The following is a 14,584-nucleotide window of genomic DNA, read 5'->3' as shown; positions in this document are numbered from 1 at the left end:
CATGGCCGATTTCAAGGCCCCGACGCCCGAACAGATCGAGCAGGCCAACACCGACATCCGCTATGTCGCCTACACCGTCTTCCAGGCTGTCGGGGAGATCGGCGACGCCGACCGCGCAGCCCTGGTCGCCGAAGTCAGGAACGGACTCGACGCGCTGGCCGAGCGCGGACTGGTGGTCCGCGGCACCTATGATGTGTCCGTCACCAGGGCAGACGCCGACCTCATGATCTGGTGGCACGCCCCCAGTGTCGAACTGCTCCAGGAGGCCAACTCCATTCTCCGCAAGTCCGATCTGGGCGCCGTGCTCGAACCCGTGTGGTCGGTCGTCGGCATGCACCGGCCCGCGGAGTTCAACAAGTCCCACGTCCCGGCCTTCCTGACGGACCCGGAACCCAATCCGTACCTGTGCGTCTACCCGTTCGTACGCTCCTACGACTGGTACCTGCTGGATCCCGCCGAACGCAGCACCATGCTGCGCGACCACGGAATCGCGGCAGCCGGCTACAAGGACATCAAGGCCAACACCATCGCCAGCTTCGGCCTGGGCGACTACGAATGGCTGCTGGCCTTCGAGGCCGAGAGCCTGGACCGCATCGTCGATCTGATGCGCGATCTGCGGGCCACCGAGGCCCGCCGCCACGTCCGCGAGGAGATCCCGTTCTTCACCGGTCCCCTCAAGCCGCTCGAGGACATCGTCACCGGTTGGCGCTGAGCCGCCCGCAGCAGACTCCGGCGGTTTCGGCCCAGCAACAACAGCGCCGCCGCACCCCGATAAGGGGTGCGGCGGCGCTGTTCGGCGTGGAGGAGCCGGTTCAGCCGCGGGGCCTGCGCATCGGCAGATGCGGGATGCCGTCCTCGATGAACTCGTCACCGGAGACCGTGAAACCGAAGGTTTCGTAGAACCCCCGCAGATGGGACTGCCCGTTGAGTGTCAGCACGGTCTCGGGTCCGAACCGGGCCACCAGGGAGCGCATCAGCGTCGAGCCCAGGCGCTTGCCGCGGATGCCCGGATCGGTCACGACCCGTCCGATACTGCGCGAGGCGGGTTCGCCGGCCGGACCGTCGATGAAACCCGCCGGCAGGACGCGGGCATAGGCGGCCGGCATCGCGCACAGGCCGGCCGGCGCGCCGTGCGAATCGACCATCGGCCGGACCTCGGGTAGGCCGAAGGCGGGTGCCGGGATGAACGCGTGGATGGTGTCAGGCAGCATATCCACGCCGTCCAGGTCCAGGAAGACGCAGTCCTGTTCGACGACGAAGACCTGGCTGCGCAGCTGCAGCAGCCCGTAGAGCTCGGTGCCGGTGAGCTCGGGGAAGGCCCGGGTGATCAGGTGTTGGGCGGAGGCCGCGACGCCGGCGGCGGATTCGGTTGCGGGCTCAGTCGTCATTCTTCGTCCTCCGGTGGTGTGGCGGCGGCCGGGCCGGTCGCCTCGTCGAGCACCAGGCTGATCGAGTTGATGCAGTAACGGTCATCGGTCGGCGTGCCGTAGCCCTCGCCATGGAAGACGTGTCCCAGGTGTGACCCGCAGTTCGCACAGCGCACCTCGACGCGTTCCATGCCCATGGACTCATCGCGGATGTAGACGACCGTCTCGCGGGCCAGGGGCGCGAAGAACGCGGGCCAGCCGCAGTGGGCGGGGAACTTCGTATCGGATGAGAACAGTGCGGCATCACAGGCCCTGCACCGGTAGGTGCCACGGGTGAAGACCTCGGTGTACTGGCCGGTGTACGGCCGTTCGGTCGCTCCCTGGCGCAGCACCGCGTATTCGTCCGGAGCGAGTATCTGCTGCCACTGCACCTCGCTGCGGGTGTCCGCCGGTGTGCCGGCCTGCTTGTCCATGAGTCCACTTCCTATTCGAAATCGGTGTGCCGCTGAGTCCAACACCACATGCGGTGGCGCAATTCCCCAGCGTACCGGTCGCGCCTGCTGTCGGGGCCCGGTTCCGATGGATACGATAGAGGCACGAGGAGAGGGAAGCGGGTTATGGCAACGAGCGTGAAGACCGGGATCGTGCGGACCGGGCTGTTGGCCCTCGGGCTGGGTGCAGGGGCCGCTGCGGTGGTGTCCATTGCCTCATCGGGCCTGGCGGCCTATTTCGCCCGCCGGATCGTCATCCCCGAACTGGCGCCGGAGAAAGTGGAGATCCTCCACGTCTCCGGTCTGGGTGACGATATGCGGGTGCAGCTCTCGGCGACAGAGGAGACCCTGGCGCCCGGTGTGTACGGGCTGTTCTTCGACGCCGGCCACGGCCATGCCAGGATCGGCGCGATCGAGGAATACGATCCCGTCTCCCGGACCGTTTCGCGGCGCGTGCTCGGCATCGACTCGGGCGACCTGCGCAGCGCCAGGTGGGGCCGGATGAGCGGCACCGTGTACTCCCACCCCGATGTGCTCGACCTGCCCTACGCCGAAGTGCAGATCGAAAGCGATGCGGGTGTCCTGCCGACCTGGTACCTGCCCACCAACGCCGGGGAACCGCGCGACACCTGGGCGATCCTCGTCCACGGGCGCGGTGGCACCAGAGCCGAGGGGCTGCGCGCGGCACCCGTGCTCGATCAGCTGGGCATCCCCGCCCTGGCGATGTCGTATCGCAATGACGCGGAGCTGCGCACGGGCACGGGACAGCGCTACGGACTCGGCGACACCGAGTGGCGCGACGTCGATGCCGCGATCGCCTATGCCCTGGACAACGGGGCCAAGCGCGTTGTGCTGATCGGCTGGTCGATGGGCGGGGCCATCGTGTTCCAGGCCGCCGCCCGTGGTGCCCACCGCGAGGACATCGCGGCGCTGATTCTGGACGGTCCGGTCGTCGACTGGTACGACGTGCTCGACCACCAGGCGAAGGAGAACTTCCTGCCCACGCCCATCGCCCGCTTGACCCTGGCGATGATCACCCGCCCCTGGGCGCGTCGGATCACCGGCCTGGACACCCCGGTGAACCTGGACCGCCTGGACTGGGTCAAGCGGGCCAGGGAACTGGACAAAGAGGTCCTGCTGATCCATTCCGATGACGACGAGTTCGTGCCGTCGGGGCCCTCGCACGCGCTGGCCCGGGTGCGGTCCGACCTGGTCACCATGCCCTCCTACGCAGGAGCCAGGCACACCAAGGAGTACAACGTCGATCCCGAGCGCTGGAACGACGATGTCGCGAACTTCTTGGAGACCCGGGTCCTCTAGTCCAGTCCGAAGCGGCAGATCAGACCTGCGGCGTCGCCGATGAGGGACCGCGGCACCGTGGGTACCGCTCGGGGCAGTCGGGTATCGCCCAGGATGCTCTGGGCGGGAGCCCCGAGCAGCAGAGGGGAGACTGTCAGGCACAGTTCGTCGACAGCGCGCTGGGCCACCCACTGGCCCAGCAGGCCCGGCCCTCCCTCGGTCAGGACGCGGGTCAGACCGCGCTCGCGCAGATCAGCCAGGACCTGTGCCGGTTCCACGGGGCAGGTGTGGGAGATGACGTGGTCGTCCCCGAAGGCCGCGCGCAGGTCCCGCAGGATCCCCGTAGTCGCGGTGGGTCCCGTGTGCACGATGACGGGGGAGGTCCCGGCCGAATCGAGCCGGTCGATGTCGACGCGCCCGGAGTCGGAGACGATGACCAGAGTGGGGCACGGTTCCTGCCCGCGGCCCGCCCTGGCCGCTGCGAAGGCGGGCTTGGCGCTGAGTCGGGTATAGCGTTCGGCGCGCACTGTGCCGGCGCCCACCACCACTGCCGAGGCCAGGGCCCGGAGTACGGAGAAGACCCGCTTATCCGCCGGCGTGGAAATGGTGCCGGAAAGGCCGTCGGCGCCGGAGATGCGTCCGTCGACGGTCGCGACCATATTCGCCTGCACCCGGAGGCCCGGCGTGTGTTCGCCGAAGGCGCCGGAGTCGTAGAGCCCGCTGAGCAGTGGTTCGCCGACGGCCGGCGGGATGGCGCCGGCGGGGAGGTGCCCGGTGGCGTCGAACAACATATGCAGAGGAGCGGCGGCGCTCATTTCGCGATGTCCGGGGCGGCGCCCATGATGATCTGGGGTGAAGCCTGCGGATCGAGCTGGCGCAGGACCCACTTGAGATCGGCCCGTTTGAGTGTCACACAGCCGTGGGTGCCGTCGTCGTGGTCCAGGTGCAACCAGATGCCGCCGCCCTTGTCCCACCCCTGGGGTCGGGTCTTTTCGTTCGGCGAGACTCCGGTCTTGCGGTTGTAGTTGATGGCCAGCACATAGTCGAAGACATTGGCATAGCGCGGTCCGTAGGCGCCGGCCGCCCCGTTCTTCAGGCTGCGGTCCCGGGTATAGGGCATCTTCGTCCCGGGGTCGGGCAGGTAGCCGCCGGCATCGGTCAACGCGAACACCCCAGCTGGAGTCCGCAGGTCACCCTCCCGCTTCTTGCTCGTGTCTGTCCAGCCCTTGACCGCATTGTGCCCCTTGAATGACCGTTCTTCCCTCCAACGGCCGTCGTCCAGGGTGTAGAAGGCGATCCGGGCGTCGTCGTCGCCCGTTTTGGGGGTCGAGGCGATCAGGACCTGGGTGGTGTCCGCCGGTAGGTCCGCCATATGCTGCGGGCCGACTCCTGGCAGCGCCGGAGTGGCCGAGCCCGCTTGTGAGCGCTCCTCGGCGCTGGGGGATGCCTTCGGAAGGGGAGTCGCCCTGCGCACCTGGGGCGCCGGCAGGTCGTCGGGGGAGCGGACGGTGGGTGCGGCGAGATCGGCTGCGGCGGCCGGACCCGACACGGCGGTGGCGCCCGCGAGGACGCACGCGGCCAGTGCTACTCCGGAGAATGTGTGCACGTGCTTGAACCTCATGACCCCATTTTGTCATGGACCGGGTCGGGCCGGGGCACTGACGGTATCATCGGGCGAGCCGGAGGACTCGGTAGAATGACCCATATGAGTCAAGCGCCCAATTCCCCCCGTCCATCGCAGCCCCAGGACTCGGGACAGCAGTCGGGGTACCTGAACTTCAATTCCCCGGCCGCGGCCGGGGAACCGACACAGGCGCTGCCCCGGACGGATCCGGCGGAGCCCGCAGTGGGATCGCAGGGCCGTCCCGGGTGGGCGGATGCTGTGCCCGCAGCCCGCTACGAGGTACCCCAACGGCCCCCACAGCAGCCCGAGGGACAGTGGCCCGGCCCGCAGTATCCCGCACCGGCTCAGCCGGCGGGGCCCGGCGGCCCGGTGCCGCCGGGTGGTGGTACGCCGACCGGTGGCTCCGGTGGACCGCAGAAGAGGCGGCTGCCCGGTTTCGCAATCGCCCTGATCGCCCTGGCCGCTGTGGTGGTGCTCGGCGTCGTCGGTTTCATCGCAGTCGACTCCCTGGGCTCTGCCCGCGGTTCGGATTCCGCGGGCACCGCCCCCAGCGCGCAGGCCCCGGCAGCCGGTGACGACGAGAACGCGGGGCAGTCCGATGAGGGCGGCCTCGGTGCGCCGGACGAGGGGCAGGACGTCGACAAGCCGGCGGACCTGACGAGTTTCCACTCTCCCAGCGGGAACATCACCTGCGAGATCGGGGATTCCTACGCCCGCTGTCTGATCAACACCGTGCAGTTCACCCCGGATGAAGCGCCCGAACAGTGCCAGGCCGCCAACTACGGCAAAGTGCTCGTCGCCACCGACGCCGAGGTCGGATTCAACTGCCACGACACCTCCATGCCCTCGGGCGGATCCGAACTCGGCTATGACGACTCGATCACGAAATCCGGGATGAAGTGCACCTCCTCGCAGACGGGTGTCTCCTGCTACGCCACCGAATCGGGCAGGGGATTCTCGGTGGCCCAGGCCGGGATCGGCTGGAAGCGCTGAGGCCGGACGTTTTCCCACAATGTGACACGGATTGTCGATCGGTGTCGGGCGGGTCTACGGTTGGAGTATGACATTTCGGGGCATGCTCCTCCTTAGTTGCCGCGGTGAGGCCTGAAAGAGGCCGGATCCTCACCGCGGAGTCTGCGCTGCCGGTCGCTTCCGGCCCCCAATGGGGTCGCCAGACATTTTCCAAGGATTTCTAAGGAGTCATCCCGTGGTCGATTTACAGAAGCCCAGCCCCATGCCCTTCAAGAAGTACAAGTCGTACTTCGACCGGATTCAGCTGGACATGCACGATCGCACCTGGCCGGACAAGCGACTGAACAAGGCCCCACGCTGGCTGTCGACCGACCTGCGCGACGGTAATCAGGCGCTCATCGATCCCATGACGACCGAACGCAAGCGCAAGATGTTCGATCTGCTGGTCAAGCTGGGATTCAAGGAGATCGAGGTCGGATTCCCCGCCGCCAGCCAGCCCGATTTCGACTTCGTCCGCCAGATCATCGAAGAGGACGCGATCCCCGACGATGTCCGCATCTCGGTGCTGACCCAAGCCCGCGAAGACCTGATCGAGCGCACGGTGGAATCCCTGGTGGGCGCCAAGAACCCCACCGTCCACATGTACAACGCCACCGCACCCGTGTTCCGCAAGGTGGTCTTCGGCTTCGACGGGGACGGTTACGATCAGACCCGCGACATCGCACTGCGCGGAACCCAGGCCGTGATGAAGCACGCGGAATCCCTGCTGTCGGATGCGAACTTCGGCTACCAGTACTCCCCGGAGATCTGGGTCGATACGGAACCGGAGTTCGCGCTCGACGTCGTGGGCAATGTGCTGGACATGTGGCAGCCGACCGCCGGTCGCGAGACCGTCGTCAACCTGCCGGCCACCGTTGAGCGCGGCACCCCGAACACCTATGCCGACCATGTCGAGTGGTTCTGCCGCAATATGCCCTACCGCGACGATGTGGCGGTCTCGCTGCACCCGCACAATGACCGCGGGACAGGGGTCGCCGCTGCGGAGCTGGGCATGATGGCAGGCGCCGATCGCGTCGAAGGCTGCCTGTTCGGCAACGGTGAGCGCACGGGCAATCTGGACCTGGTGACGGTCGCGATGAACCTGTACACGCAGGGAGTCGACCCGGAACTGGACTTCAGCGATATCAACGAGGTCATCCACACCGTCGAATACTGCAACCAGATCGGGGTCCATGAACGCCACCCCTACGGCGGTGATCTGGTCTTCACCTCGTTCTCCGGTTCGCACCAGGACGCGATCAACAAAGCATTCGCCGACCGTGAGGCGCGTGCGGCCGCAGCCGGTATCCCGATCGCCGAGATGGAATGGGATATGCCCTATCTGCCGGTGGACCCGAAGGACTTGGGGCGCAGCTACGAGGCGATCATCCGTGTCAATTCGCAGTCCGGCAAGGGTGGCGTGACCTATCTGATGCACAGCGAGTTCGGCCTGGACATGCCACGGCGCATGCAGGTGGAATTCTCCAAGGTGGTCCAGGGCCATACGGAATCCGGCGGCGAGGTCACAGCCCCGGCCCTGTGGAAGCTGTTCAGCGACGAATACCTGCCCGCGGACGAGCAGGACAACCGCTGGGGCAGGTTCAGGGCGCTGGCGCTGCGCACCGAATCGACGCACGAGGACGACACCGAATCGGGTAGGAATCGGGAGATCCTGCAGGTCGACATGCTCGTCGACGGGCAGGAACGCACCTTCGAGGGCCGTGGCACCGGTCCGATCAGCGCGATGGTCAACATCCTCAACGACAACTTCGACCTGGACATCCGCCTGCAGGACTACACCGAACACGCGGTGGGTACCGGCGCCGACACCCAGGGCGCGGCCTATATCGAACTGGCCGTGGGCGACCGGGTGCTGTGGGGCGCCGGGATCCACGAGAACACCACGAAGGCCTCGCTGAAGGCCATCATCTCCGCGGTCAACCGCGCGGAACGCGAAGGGGCCTGAAGCCTCCCGGACCCGCACTGACATGGGGCTGCACACCACGGTGTGCAGCCCCATGTCAGTGCGGGGGAGGATAATGTCCCATGATGAAGTACTACAGGGATACCGGCCTCGTCCTGACCACACAGAAACTGGGGGAGGCCGACCGCATCGTCAGCGTGCTGACCCGCGACCACGGCCTCGTACGGGCCGTGGCCAAGGGCGTGCGCAAGACGAAGAGCCGGTTCGGTTCGCGCCTCGAGCCCTTTATGCTCGTGGACCTACAGTGCCATATCGGCCGCAACCTCGATACCGTCACCCAGGTCGAGCTGATCGAGCCCTTCGGCCGTGCCATCGTGGCCGATTACGACACCTACCAGGCGGCCTGTGTGCTCGCGGAGACGGCACTGCGACTCACGGAGACGGAACCGCGTCCCCGCAACCAGTACCTGTTGGCGGTATCGGCGGTGCGCTCCCTGTGCAAGGGTGAACACGCCCCCCGGCTGTCCCTGGACGCCTACCTGTTGCGGGCCGTGGCGATCGCCGGTTGGGCCCCCAGCCTCATCGACTGTGCCGTCTGCGGGGCGCCAGGGCCCCACCGCGCTTTCTCCCCGGCGGCCGGCGGTGCCCTGTGTCCGGACTGCCGGGCCGGCGCGCAGCACGGAGTGCTGCTGCCGGGTTCCGATGTGCTGGTCCACCTCGGCGCGCTGCTGGCAGGTGACTGGGCCACTGCGGACGGCTCCGATATGGGCACAGCCGTGCAGGGATCCCGTGTCGTCTCGGCGCATGTGCAGTGGCATCTGGAACGCCATGTGCGCTCCCTGGGGTTGCTGGAACAGGGGCGCAGCAGGGTGGGCCGGGACATCCTCGACCTGGCTGCGAGTCGGACGGATACACTGGCCGGGTGAAGAAATCCTATCCGGCCCCACCACCCCATCCCTCCGGAGCCCGGCCCCCGCGCATCCCCGCGAAGTTCGTGCCGCGTCATGTGGCCGTTGTGATGGACGGCAACGGCCGCTGGGCCAATGACCGGGGGCTGCCCAGAACCGAGGGCCACAGGGCCGGCGAGGCGAGCCTGCTCGACGTCATCCACGGCGCCATCGAGATCGGCGTCGACTACCTGTCCGCCTATGCCTTCTCCACGGAGAACTGGAAGCGCTCACCCGAAGAGGTCCGTTTCCTCATGGGCTTCAACCGCGATGTCATCCACCGGCGCCGGGACGAGCTCAACGAACTGGGTGTGCGCATCGTCTGGGCCGGCCGGCGGGGCCGACTGTGGTCCTCGGTGATCAGGGAACTGGAATATGCACAGGAGACGACCAAGCACAATACCGGCCTGACTCTGCAATTCTGCGTGAACTACGGAGGACGTTCGGAGATCGTCGACGCCGTCAACGCGATCGCCGCCGACGTCGCCGCTGGCAGGCTGAAACCGGGCAAGATCACCGACCGCTCCGTGGCCGCCCGCCTGTATGCCCCCGAGGTCCCGGATGTGGACCTGTTCCTGCGGTCCTCGGGGGAACAGCGCACATCGAACTTCCTGCTGTGGCAGTCGGCCTATGCTGAAATGGTCTTCCAGGACGTGCTCTGGCCCGATGTCGACCGGCGCACGCTGTGGGCGGCGATCGAGGAGTACGCCAGGCGCGACCGCCGGTTCGGCGCCGCAGTGGACAGGCCGGGGAAAGCCTGAGACTCAGCTCGACTGGTCCTTCTGCCTCATCAGGTCAAGGGCGATCATCGCGCCGATGATGGCCACCCGGTCGCGCGGGCGGACATCGGGCCGGAAGTTCAACACATAGCGGTCGCGGCCCAGCAGGGTATTGCCCACGCCCGCCCATTGTCGAGAGGTCCGGGCGATCTCCACCCCATCCGCAGTGATACCGAAGCCGAAGTCGAAGATATCGGCGGCCTGCACCTGCAGTAGGGGGCCGTCTACGACCTGCACATCGATCTTCTTCATGAAGAAGGTGAACCGACGCACGATATCGGCCAGGGGAGCGCCTGCGGTGTCGCGCAGTTCCCAGCGGTCGCGGCCGAAGGTGACGAGATCCTTGATGCCCAACAGATAGCCACCGTCGGCGTCGAACAGCTGGAATTCGCGGGAGCCCATGAAGAAGCGCTTGGCACCGGACCCGATGGTGTGCACACGGCCCACCTGCACGCCCTGGGGATTCACAATGCCGAAATCATTGCTCATGAACCCCGTGACCTGCTGCATCACAAGTGTGTTCTGCTGCAGCAGGGGTCGTGCGGGTGGGCCGTCTGGTGAGGTCATGGCCTCATTGTGTCAGACCGGACTCAGTACTTGCGGCCGTTCTTCTTAAAACCGCCGCCATCGCGCTTGCCGCCCTGGAAGTCCCGGTTGCCGCGACCACCGCGGTCGTAGCCGCGTGAGCCACGGTCGTAACCGCCACGGTCGTCGCGGCGGAAGTCCCGCTCGCCCCGGTCGCTCTTGAACGAGCGGCCCTCACCGGGTCCGCGATCGCCCGTGCGCTTCTTGAACGGGCGGCCCGGGCGGCCCGCGTCCACCCGCAGGTCGATCCGGCGGTTCTGGATGCGGGTGTTCTCCAGCCGGTCGAACACGTTCTGGCCCAGGTCCTCGGGCAGATCGACCAGTGTGTGGTTCGAGCGGATGTCGATGTGGCCGATCTGGCCGGAGCCCAGTCCTCCCTCATTGGCGATCGCGCCGACGATCGCCCCGGGGGAGACCCGGTCGTTGCGGCCCACCGCGATCCGGTAGGTCCGCATGCCGGGCCGCGGCCCGCGGTCACGGCCGCCCCGCTCGCCGCCGCGGTCACGGTCCTTGCGTCCGCGCGGTTCCGGCAGAGGTTCGGCGGTGAGCTTCTCCCCGTCGAGCACCAGCACGGCCAGTGCAGCGGCGATCTCCCGAGCGTCCACATCGTGTTCGCGCTCGAAGGCCTCGATCACGGGGCGCACCTCGGTGAGATCCTGAGTGGTCAGGGCGTCGTTGATCCGGGTCTTGAACTTCTCGACGCGGGTGTTGGTCAGTTCTTCGACCGTCGGCAGGACCAACGGTTCGACCTTCTGCCTGGTGGCCTTCTCGATCTGGCGCAACATCCGATCCTCACGCGGGGTGACGAACAGGATCGCCTCGCCGGAGCGCCCGGCGCGGCCGGTCCGGCCGATCCGGTGAACATAGGATTCGGTGTCGTGGGGCACGTCGTAGTTCACGACCAGCGAGATTCGCTCCACGTCGAGGCCACGGGCTGCGACGTCGGTTGCGACGAGGATGTCGATCTTGCCGTCGCGCAGTTGCTCGACGGTGCGCTCACGGGCCTGCTGGGGGATGTCGCCGTTGATGGCCGAGGCTCGGAAGCCCCTGGCGCGCAGTTTCTCAGCCAGCTCCTCGGTCTCCTGCTTGGTGCGCACGAACATGATGATGCCGTCGTATTCCTCGACCTCGAGGATCCGGGTCAGGGCGTCGAGCTTGTGGCTGTGCATCACCGTCAGGTAGCGCTGGCGGATGTTCGCCCCGGTCGTCGTCTTCGACTTGACCCTGACCTCGGCGGGATCGTTGAGGTACTGCCCTGCGATCCGGTGGATCGAGCGGGGCATCGTGGCGGAGAACAGCGCGACCTGGGTGTCCTCGGGCTTCTGGTCGAAGATCTCCTCGATGTCCTCCTGGAAGCCCATCTTGAGCATCTCATCGGCCTCGTCGAGCACCAGGTGGCGCAGGGCGCCCAAACGCAGGGATCCCTTCTTCAGGTGGTCGATGACACGGCCGGGTGTGCCGACGACGACCTGGGCGCCGCGCTTGAGGCCCGCCAGCTGCGGGCCGTAGGACTGACCACCGTAGATCGGCAGGACCGAGAAATCGGCCAGATGGTTCGCGAAGCTGGTCAGGGCCTCAGCCACCTGGAGTGCGAGCTCACGGGTGGGGGCCAGGATCAGGCCGCGCGGACCCTCGGGCGAGGGACCCTGCTTGGCCAAGTCGGACAGCAGGGGCAGAGCGAACGCGGCGGTCTTGCCGGTGCCGGTCTGTGCCAGGCCGATGACGTCGCGGCCGTCGAGCAGCAGCGGAATCGTCTCCTCCTGGATCGCGGAGGGGGTTTCGTACCCGAGGTCCTCGACCGCGCGCTGAATGGGCGCGGCCAGGTCGAAATCGGCGAACCGGGTGCCGGCCTCGGGGGTGGTGGTTTCCGCGGTGTCCGGGATTTCGGGCGCGGCTGTTTCCGTGGTGTTCATGAAGAACCCTTCGTCAGGCGTTGAACGCATCACACACTTGGTCGCAGTGAACTGGATTGGCGACCGACCTTAAATCACCTACAGGCCGGCGTGCACTCATCAACGCACAAGGGGCCTTTATATCGGAACAGCCGGATGATCCGGTCGCGCAAGGGGCGACGGCTTCGAAACGACGGGGTTCCCGGGATAGGTTTGGGTGCTCCGATAAGTCTACACGGGGCCCTGCGCCGATGGGCCCCGTTCGGGGGCGTTCTAACTCACAGTGGGTTCTTCGGTAGGCTTGGGGAGAACCTGCGTGCGGCCAGCCAGGCCGCAGCGTGACATGAGGAGAAATTCGTGGCATCGAAGTTGGATTCCGTCATCACCCTGGCGAAGCGGCGTGGCTTCGTCTTCCAGGCGGGGGAGATCTACGGCGGTTCCCGGTCCGCGTGGGACTACGGCCCATTGGGCGTCGAGCTCAAGGAGAACATCAAGGCGAACTGGTGGCAGACCTTCGTGCGCGGGCGCGCCGATATGGTCGGCCTGGACTCCTCGGTCATTCTGCCCAAGGAGGTGTGGCAGGCCTCCGGGCACGTCGAGACCTTCGTCGATCCGCTGGTCGAATCCCTGCACACCCACAAGCGCTACCGCGCCGACCACCTGCTCGAGGCCTATGAGGCCAAGCACGGTCATCCGCCGGTCAACGGTCTGGCCGACATCAATGATCCGGAGACCGGCCAGCCCGGCGCCTGGACCGAACCTCAGCAGTTCTCCGGCCTGATGAAGACCTTCCTGGGCGCCGTCGACGACGGGTCCGGCCTGGCCTACCTGCGTCCGGAGACCGCCCAGGGCATCTTCGTGAACTTCAACAACGTGGTCACCTCGGCCCGGAAGAAGCCCCCGTTCGGCATCGGCCAGATCGGCAAGGCGTTCCGCAATGAGATCACCCCGGGTAACTTCATCTTCCGCACCCGCGAATTCGAGCAGATGGAGATCGAGTTCTTCACCAAGCCCGATGAGGCCGAGCAGTACTTCAAGGAATGGGTCGAGGCCTGCTGGGCGTGGTTCGTGGATCTGGGCATCGACCCGGAGCACATGCGCCGTTTCGACGTTCCGAAGGAGGACCGCGCCCATTATTCGGCTGGCACCATCGACATCGAATACGATTTCGGATTCCAGGGCAACTCCTGGGGTGAGCTGATGGGTGTGGCCAACCGGACCGACTTCGATCTGAACAATCACTCCCAGGCCTCCGGTGCCAAGCTGCAGTACTTCGACCAGCAGGCCAATGAGCGCTACACCCCGTACGTGATCGAGCCCTCCTTCGGCCTGACCCGTTCGATGATGGCCTTCCTCGTCGACGCCTACACGGAGGACGAGGCGCCGAACACCAAGGGCGGCGTCGACAAGCGTGTGCTGCTCAAACTCGATCCGCGCCTGGCTCCCGTCAAGGCCGCGGTGTTGCCGCTGTCGCGTAATGAGAGGCTCTCCCCGCAGGCCAAGGAGCTGGCCGCGCGCCTGCGCCGGCGCTGGAACGTCGACTTCGACGACGCGGGCGCGATTGGCCGCCGGTACCGCCGGCAAGATGAGATCGGCACCCCGTACTGCATCACCTTCGACTTCGATTCGCTCGACGATGCGGCTGTGACGATTCGCAAGCGCGATGATATGAGTCAGGAGCGCGTTCCCCTGGACCGTGTCGAGGCATATCTGGCAGCCGGCCTGGGCTGCTGAGCGGGCGCCACGCTGCAGCGGGCCCCGGTATCCCATAGCGGGATACCGGGGCCCGCTGTGTCTGTGCCCGGCCTGCACGCGACCTGTACTCCAACTGTAAAATCCGTCACACGTGGTTTAGTATCAGTGTCATGGACCACACCCCCACCAGTGATCAGGATTCCCGCCCCGTCCTTGTGAGCATCGACCACGTTGAGAAGTACTACGGCGATTTCCATGCCCTGACCGACATCAACCTCGACATCCATGTCGGCGAGGTGGTGGTGGTGATCGGGCCCTCGGGGTCGGGCAAGTCCACCCTGTGCCGGACGATCAACCGGCTCGAGACGATCGAGTCGGGCACGATTTCCGTTGATGGTGCGCCTCTGCCGGCCGAGGGCGCGGCGTTGGCGAATCTGCGCTCGGAGGTCGGCATGGTCTTCCAGTCGTTCAATCTGTTCGCGCATATGACGATTCTGGAGAACGTGACCCTGGGTCCGATCCGGGTGCGCCGGCTGTCGAAGGCGCAGGCCGAGGCCGAGGCGATGGAGTTGTTGGCCAGGGTGGGGGTGGATCATCAGGCGCAGAAGTATCCCGCGCAGCTCTCCGGTGGGCAGCAGCAGCGTGTGGCGATTGCGCGGTCTTTGGCGATGAAGCCGAAGGTGATGCTCTTCGATGAGCCGACCTCGGCTTTGGATCCGGAGATGATCAACGAGGTTCTCGATGTGATGGTGGGCCTGGCCAAGGAGGGGATGACGATGGTGGTGGTGACCCATGAGATGGGGTTCGCGCGCAAGGCCGCGGATCGGGTGGTGTTCATGGCCGATGGGCAGATCGTGGAGGTGGGCACGCCCGAGGAGTTCTTCACCAATCCTCGCTCGGAGCGTGCGCAGACGTTCTTGGCCCAGATCCTCGGCCACTGATCGGCCCGACCCCGTCCCGCAACCGATTC

General features: G+C 66.5%; 14 protein-coding genes. 8 read left to right on the top strand and 6 right to left on the bottom strand.

The window, feature by feature from the left end; translation table 11 throughout:
* Position 1: 1 nt before the first annotated feature.
* A complete protein-coding gene (gene hemQ / locus NQ036_RS01775) occupies positions 2-712 on the top strand; it encodes a hydrogen peroxide-dependent heme synthase (RefSeq protein ID WP_257046521.1) in 711 nt (236 codons plus the stop codon).
* A 100-nt stretch (positions 713-812) separates the two neighbouring features.
* Here the strand turns inward: hemQ and NQ036_RS01770 are convergent, their stop codons facing one another.
* The gene (locus tag NQ036_RS01770; protein ID WP_257046520.1) at positions 813-1,388 is read right to left on the bottom strand and encodes a GNAT family N-acetyltransferase; all 576 of its coding nucleotides are present in this window, start codon (positions 1,386-1,388) and stop codon (positions 813-815) included.
* Complete coding sequence (msrB, locus tag NQ036_RS01765) at positions 1,385-1,840, bottom strand: peptide-methionine (R)-S-oxide reductase MsrB (RefSeq protein ID WP_257046519.1); 456 nt, start codon at positions 1,838-1,840, stop codon at positions 1,385-1,387. Before msrB ends, NQ036_RS01770 begins: the two co-directional genes overlap by 4 nt.
* 144 nt (positions 1,841-1,984) lie before the next feature.
* On the opposite strand from msrB, the gene NQ036_RS01760 reads away from it, so the two are divergent.
* Positions 1,985-3,178: an alpha/beta hydrolase gene (locus tag NQ036_RS01760; protein WP_257046518.1), complete on the top strand. Its 1,194-nt coding sequence runs from the start codon at positions 1,985-1,987 to the stop codon at positions 3,176-3,178.
* On the opposite strand, the gene NQ036_RS01755 is transcribed toward NQ036_RS01760, so the two are convergent.
* Positions 3,175-3,972, bottom strand: a complete 798-nt coding sequence (locus tag NQ036_RS01755) for a dihydrofolate reductase family protein (protein ID WP_257056879.1) — start codon at positions 3,970-3,972, stop codon at positions 3,175-3,177. The genes NQ036_RS01760 and NQ036_RS01755 overlap by 4 nt on opposite strands.
* The gene (locus NQ036_RS01750; protein WP_257046516.1) at positions 3,969-4,778 is read right to left on the bottom strand and encodes a L,D-transpeptidase family protein; all 810 of its coding nucleotides are present in this window, start codon (positions 4,776-4,778) and stop codon (positions 3,969-3,971) included. Before NQ036_RS01750 ends, NQ036_RS01755 begins: the two co-directional genes overlap by 4 nt.
* An 84-nt stretch (positions 4,779-4,862) precedes the next feature.
* On the opposite strand from NQ036_RS01750, the gene NQ036_RS01745 reads away from it, so the two are divergent.
* From NQ036_RS01745 to NQ036_RS01730, 4 genes are all read left to right on the top strand, one after another.
* Positions 4,863-5,774, top strand: a complete 912-nt coding sequence (locus NQ036_RS01745; RefSeq protein ID WP_257046515.1) for a hypothetical protein — start codon at positions 4,863-4,865, stop codon at positions 5,772-5,774.
* Positions 5,775-5,988: 214 nt separating this feature from the next.
* The gene (gene leuA / locus NQ036_RS01740) at positions 5,989-7,758 is read left to right on the top strand and encodes a 2-isopropylmalate synthase (protein WP_257046514.1); all 1,770 of its coding nucleotides are present in this window, start codon (positions 5,989-5,991) and stop codon (positions 7,756-7,758) included.
* A gap of 83 nt (positions 7,759-7,841) precedes the next feature.
* Entirely contained in the window at positions 7,842-8,642 is an 801-nt protein-coding gene (recO, locus tag NQ036_RS01735; protein WP_257046651.1) for a DNA repair protein RecO, read from the top strand.
* Positions 8,639-9,424: an isoprenyl transferase gene (locus NQ036_RS01730; protein ID WP_257046513.1), complete on the top strand. Its 786-nt coding sequence runs from the start codon at positions 8,639-8,641 to the stop codon at positions 9,422-9,424. The genes recO and NQ036_RS01730 overlap by 4 nt, the downstream gene beginning before the upstream one ends.
* Positions 9,425-9,427: 3 nt before the next feature.
* Here NQ036_RS01730 and NQ036_RS01725 read toward each other — a convergent pair whose 3' ends face one another.
* Both NQ036_RS01725 and NQ036_RS01720 read right to left on the bottom strand, forming a co-directional pair.
* Positions 9,428-10,009 (bottom strand): LURP-one-related/scramblase family protein, encoded by a 582-nt coding sequence (locus tag NQ036_RS01725; RefSeq protein ID WP_257046512.1) that lies wholly within the window; start codon positions 10,007-10,009, stop codon positions 9,428-9,430.
* 23 nt (positions 10,010-10,032) lie between these two features.
* Positions 10,033-11,940 (bottom strand): DEAD/DEAH box helicase, encoded by a 1,908-nt coding sequence (locus NQ036_RS01720; protein WP_257046511.1) that lies wholly within the window; start codon positions 11,938-11,940, stop codon positions 10,033-10,035.
* 336 nt (positions 11,941-12,276) lie between these two features.
* Between NQ036_RS01720 and NQ036_RS01715 the strand changes: the two genes are divergently transcribed.
* Both NQ036_RS01715 and NQ036_RS01710 read left to right on the top strand, forming a co-directional pair.
* Entirely contained in the window at positions 12,277-13,653 is a 1,377-nt protein-coding gene (locus NQ036_RS01715) for a glycine--tRNA ligase (RefSeq protein ID WP_257046510.1), read from the top strand.
* Between the two features lie 131 nt (positions 13,654-13,784).
* A complete protein-coding gene (locus tag NQ036_RS01710; protein ID WP_257046509.1) occupies positions 13,785-14,555 on the top strand; it encodes an amino acid ABC transporter ATP-binding protein in 771 nt (256 codons plus the stop codon).
* Positions 14,556-14,584: the final 29 nt, after the last annotated feature.

The sequence above is a fragment of the Brevibacterium sp. 91QC2O2 genome (assembly GCF_024580695.1).
GTDB lineage: Bacteria > Actinomycetota > Actinomycetes > Actinomycetales > Brevibacteriaceae > Brevibacterium > Brevibacterium moorei.
This window is presented reverse-complemented; position numbering and strand designations above follow the sequence as displayed.